General features: G+C 62.3%; 3 protein-coding genes. All 3 read right to left on the bottom strand.

Annotated elements, in window-relative coordinates:
* A partial coding sequence (locus tag U9977_RS25630) for a caspase family protein (protein ID WP_322751848.1) occupies nt 1-2,450 on the bottom strand: 2,450 nt, incomplete at its 3' end.
* 824 nt (nt 2,451-3,274) lie between these two features.
* On the bottom strand, nt 3,275-3,442 hold the full coding sequence (locus U9977_RS25625; RefSeq protein WP_322751847.1) for a hypothetical protein: 168 nt from the start codon (nt 3,440-3,442) through the stop codon (nt 3,275-3,277).
* Nucleotides 3,443-3,686: 244 nt separating this feature from the next.
* On the bottom strand, nt 3,687-3,989 hold the full coding sequence (locus tag U9977_RS25620) for a hypothetical protein (protein WP_322751846.1): 303 nt from the start codon (nt 3,987-3,989) through the stop codon (nt 3,687-3,689).
* Nucleotides 3,990-5,001: the final 1,012 nt, after the last annotated feature.

The raw sequence follows: 5,001 nt of genomic DNA, 5'->3' as shown, positions 1-5,001 counted from the left end.
TTCGCTTCTACCTGATAGTCGGCTAGCCACAGCAGGCGACGTAGAAGGGCAACGCAAAACGGGTTTTCGAGTCCGGGTCTGAGGTAAAGACGGATGGTGGTACCAGACTCTAGCCCCGGCCCGCTGTCCCGGACGCGGAACAGGGCGCCCGGCCCGGCGATATTCACAGTGAGCTCGTGCCCGGGCTGGCCATTGCGATTGAGCCGGCAGGTCCTCAGAGTAATGTCGTCCGCGAGCATAAAATAGCTGAGTACGCCTATCCCAAACCGGCTGTTCGGAAAAAACCGCACCGGTGGGCTAGCGTTCTCCCAGTCGCTTTGCTCGTTTAGAAATTCAGGAAGATCTGAAAAGCGAACTCCGGCATGTGAGAAGGCCTCGATAATCTCGTAAAATCCCATACCGACACCGTTGTCGCGACACTCCAGGAACCGCCGGCCGGCTTCGTCGACGCCTTCCCGGAATTGGATATCACCTTTCCACGGCGCCGCCGGCTTTCCGATCCGCTGCAGATATCGGCGCCGTGCCTCGGCGTATCGGCACGCGTCAAGAGCGTTTTGATATAGCTCGCGGACAGCCAACGCCGGATCGCCGTACAATTGCTCGCCCATCAGCAGTTCCTGGATACGGTCGTCGGCGAGTCTGAACCGTACGCCGGCCGAATCGTAGTAACGGACACCGTCGGCGGTCGTGCCTGGACCTACCCCATCGGCCGAGGCATGCGCGGGCAAAGTTCTTAATACGACAAGATCTATGTCATCCGCCACCGAGGCGTGCACGTTGCTGAGCAGCGTGTCGATCGCCACCGTATGTTCCTGAAGTGCGACGTGCATACATGGATGTGTGCAGTTTGCGGCAAGAACCCGAGTCATGCCGCGCGGTCGCCACTCAGCGGTTCCGACCGTGGAACGAACGTCCGACAGACTCACCGAATCCACGATGCCAAGGTGGCTGACCACGACTTCCGGGAGTCCTGCGGGATCGATCGCCAGCCCGTGCGCAAGAGCGAGAAGGTAGGCTACCAGCTTTCTCCTGAGAGGTTGCTCATCGACCGTGGAAGCCGCAATCTTGTTAGCGAACCGAGAATTTGGTGTCTGGCCGAGTCTCGCGACGGACCCGGGGCCATCCCCGAGCGCCCGTATCATTTCGAGAACCGACTGAGCGTCAAACAAGGCGCTGGTCAATCGAAGGTTCAAGGCCCCCGGGCCGAGAAGATCCGCGACTACTCTGGGCTCGTACAGCTCGGCGGATCTTACGAGCCAACGATGGAAGAGCCACCATCCGATTCCGGCCGCGGATGTTCGGTCTCCACGCTCTAGAGAATAGGCAGCGCGCCGAACCAAACGGGAATAGGTGAAGGCATATCGCTCGTATGAAATACGATCCCGCGATCCGCCGCGCACCGTAAGGTCGACAGGCCCGATGTGGCGAAGCTTGGCCGCCTGTCTCGTCCAGAATGCCTCCTGTGCGTACGGCATCACGACAAGTAGCGCCGCTTCGGCCGGAGACAGCGCGAGTTGCCTCTCGTCTAGAACTGACTTGAGCATGAATCCCATGCGTTCGCTCATTCGCATGGAGAATCCCGGATCGAACCAGGGATCGTCAGGCACGAGGCGACGCTCTCTGGAGCACGTGTCCGCGAGGCGTTTGACGGTCTGAAGGGTCAGATCTCGGATCGCCGTCGCGCCTGGGCCGCCGCTCGCCTGCTCCCAGGCCGCATGTTCCCTGGCTGCGACTATCCATGGGTGCTCGTGTTTCGACTCGGCGGCCAGTCCTTCGTGGGGGATGATGTAGAAATCGCTGCGACGCGTTTCCCCTAGTACTCGTACCGTCTGTGGCTGAATTCTGTAAAAATCGGCTAGCCGCCCGATCTCGTCCTGTAGGGCGTCTTGCAGGGCGGCGAGGGTTAGTGGCGGTCCGTCGCCACGAAGTATCCGGCTCAGCGCCCGGGAGAAGATACTGAATGTCTCGGATTCGCTGTGCACAAATCTGGCAACCTGGCCGGGCGAGCAGGCGAAGACATAAGCTAGGCGCCTGCCCGACACTCGGTCGATTTTACTCGTCGCCCACCGTGTCCGCGCGCCGACGTTCTTGACGTGATCGTCGAATCCTTCTCTGCATGCGTCTACGAGCACTAGCGCCTGGCTGGCCAGGCTGTCGTCGATGTCCGCGTTGAAGTTGATTCGGACGCACTGGTCATAGAACCTTTTGGACATCGTGTCAGCATCGCTGGGAACCAGTCGGTCGTCTCCACCGTGATGTACCCCGTGCCCGCTCAGATAGATGAGCAGCATGTCGTCACGCTTAGCGCCGGCGATGAAACGTTCGATGCGAGTATTGACCCGGTTCAGCCCTGTGGCCGACACGTCGTTTGTATCGACCTGGTAGCCAGAAACCTCTAGGGCGGCGGCTAGCTCGGTCAGATCGTTTTGGACGCAGGGCAGGTCTGACACACCTGGGTCGTCGTAGGTGGGCACTCCAATTAGTAGCGCCCGGAATCGGCTCGGCATTTTCGCGACTACCGTTCGAAGATCAGTGAGTCGACGCCTCTATCTTCGTTCGAGCGCGGGTTCGCGGTTGGCATGGAACCCACTGTTCGCAACGTTATGCATTTACTGACTCGACCTCGGAGCGGGCTCGTCTTTCGATTTCCTCCCGGCTCTTCGAACGTAGCGACCGAGAAGGGGAAGGCCTCCTCCACCTGGTTTCTATGGAACGGCATCGCGATCGGCCTCGTTTGATTGTCTGAACAATGCTCACAGCATATTGGTAGCGCTAACACTATACCCCGGTACGCATGGTATGCCCTGGCCGCTGTACCGGAAGCCGCGGCTGGGCTGCCAAGTCGTCCTGGTCGTCCAGGACGGCGTCTTCGGCGGCGCTTTCGGGGTCGAGAGGGACGGGCGGTTACTTGCCGTCCAACCTAACCTCGGCTGTGGCCCCTGCTTGTTCGACCGGTAGTGCTCTGAGTCGTCTGTTTGCTGGCAATGCGCGCTGGGGTCTTGAAGATTCGTCTGCGGTTGTGGCTGAGACGGACGGTTGTGAGGTTTTTGTTCCAGGCGTTTACCGAGGAGCGCGGGACGGCTTTGAGCTCGGCGACGGAGCGGTGGGCCGCGCCGTGCAGTCGGCGCTTGGTCAGCTCGGCGAACCAGCGCTCGACCAGGTTCATCCGGGACCGCCAGGTCGGGGTGAAGCGCAGGTGGAACTGCCGGCGGCGGCGCAGCCAATGGCGGACAGGCGAGTCTTGTGTGCCGAGTCTTGCGTAGCCGTGCAGGACCTAGTGCAGCTCGCAGCCGTTGGGCAGCGAGAAGTCGATGAGCTTGACGAGGCGCGATAGCTCCTGGTGGCGGCGGCGCCGGTGGGTCTGCGCGGTGACCGATCTGGACGCCGGGTACAGCGCTGCGAACAGGTTGTTCGTGCGGTGCCGGACGTCGTGGTGGGTCATCGGTTCGAGCCGTGGCTGGCCTCATCGGCAGCACCGGCGTGATGCGGCCCGGAGCCTGCACCTGGGACTTCTCGTCGACGCGGAGCAAGCTGGCCTTTCCGGCGGTTCGCGACCTTGTCCAGGACCGCTGCACCGCAGCCTTCCGTCGGATGGTCCGAACCAAACGGCAGGTCGCGGATCTGCTCGTCGGCGGAGGACCAACGCCGACGAGTGGCGTACGCAAACGGCGCGCCATCGCTGTTGGCTACTCGCCGAACGTCAGCGTGATGGCGCCTTTACCGGCCAGTTGCGCGGACGTGCCGACCAGCGCAATCCCGCCGCTCGCCATGACCTCGAAGGCGATCTGAGCCTGCCGCAGCCGCATCCCGCCGGGCTGTTCCGCGATCTCGTCGAACAGCTCGCGCAGACCGCCCACCGCCCGACGCAGGTTCTCACGCAAGATCGCGACCGGAATCTGTCGGATCGACGGCTCGCCGTCTCCCCGACCAAAGAGCCCCTTGTCTCCAACCGGACCCACTGGACCAGCGTCACTGTCGTCGATCGCCACCAGGAACGGCAGCGTCTCTCCGGCCTCGAACATCAACAACCCCCGAATTTGCCGATCGCGTCATAGCAGGTGAAAAGATCATACTGTCATCGTCTAGTAGGCGTGGGTGGGTGCAGCCGCGAAGGATGAGTCACGTTTTGGACACGCAGGTCATCAGGCTACGAATCCAGCGTGAGTGTATGAGTTGTTTGACGGCGGCGTCGGCGGATCGGCGCAGTAGTAGTGGGTCGGAGGGTCGGTCGGTGAGTTTGGCCGAGCCGGTGCGGAGCAATCGGCTCGGGACGCGAGTGAGAGCTGGGCGCGCAGCCGTCACCGGTGCGCACATTCGTTCCATCGCCGTGCTCGGGCTCGGGCTGAGCAGGGTCGCAAGGTGCTGGCGTAGGTCACGATTGGTGAGGCCGTGGATGGTGTCGCCACCAGAGGCACTTGTGCGGACGAAAGACCGGTAGATCCTCGGGCGTCCGCTGCTGAAACGGACGGTCCGCTGGTTCGTCCCGCGCATCGGAGCAGGTCGGGCAGTTACGGCATGGGGTTCCGCCGATGTCTGGGCCTGTTCTGTAGCTACCCGTGTAGCAACGGCCGGAGACTGCCGACGGGGGGTTGCGGGCGTGCTGGACTGCGAGTGCGGACATCGCAGGTCCGGAGGCTGCAGAGGCCCGTCCACCTGGCAGTAAGGCCATATCCGCCTCTTGCGGCGGACGCTTGACCAGCGTGTTTGCGCAGCCTCTGGCGCGATCGGTGCAACACCGCAGCGGGCTAAGCCGGTTCGACCGTGCTCTCTCGAAGCAGACGGTCTGTCGGAAGTATCTGTGCAGGTCAGCGCGGGTGTGCGGAGGACCGTCCGCCGTCCGAAGGCGGTCGGCGTTGCTACACCCGTTGCTACATAACGATCTTCAAAAGCCCAAAACGATCTCATCCGCCGGATGAAACCGCTGGTCAGAGGTGGTGGGCAGGGGCGGGGTCGAACCGCCTACCTTCCGCTTTTCGGCTCTGCCAAGATTTCTACAGGCCC

The organism is Protofrankia sp. Cas8, assembly GCF_963555845.1.
Taxonomy (GTDB): domain Bacteria; phylum Actinomycetota; class Actinomycetes; order Frankiales; family Frankiaceae; genus Protofrankia.
Note: the sequence above shows the minus strand (reverse complement) of the source record. Positions and strands in the feature narration are given on the sequence as shown.